Consider the following 422-nt stretch of genomic DNA (forward strand, 5'->3'; position numbering starts at 1 on the left):
TCTACTGAGCTCGGCCAATCGATTTACCTGCTGTTGCGCTGACACCTCCAAACCAAGCTCATGAAGGTCTGCGTCTTGCATGCTAGTCAACACCGTAACAGCAATCAACAAGGGCTTTTTCTGATAGCTAGTTAACTTGGAAACGCAGGCTTCCATCATCTGCCGTCCACCAGATGCATGAACATTTACCATCCAGACACCAAGGTCTGCAGCCACAGCAACTGCATTAGCTGTCGTATTTGGAATATCGTGAAATTTTAGATCGAGAAACACCTCAAAACCAAGACCATGCAGGGACTCCAATATCTGAGGTCCACAACGTGTATATAGTTCCTTCCCGACCTTTACCCGGCAGTATGAGGGGTCTAGAGACTCAGCCATTTTTATTGCACTTGCCGAGTCAGGGTAATCAAGCGCAACTA

At 47.4% G+C, this 422-nt stretch carries 1 protein-coding gene; it reads right to left on the minus strand.

What is annotated here, in order from left to right:
- A partial coding sequence (gene pyrF, locus A3761_RS05830; protein WP_068749975.1) for an orotidine-5'-phosphate decarboxylase occupies positions 1–422 on the minus strand: 422 nt, incomplete at both ends.

It is taken from the genome of Oleiphilus sp. HI0123, assembly GCF_001635315.1.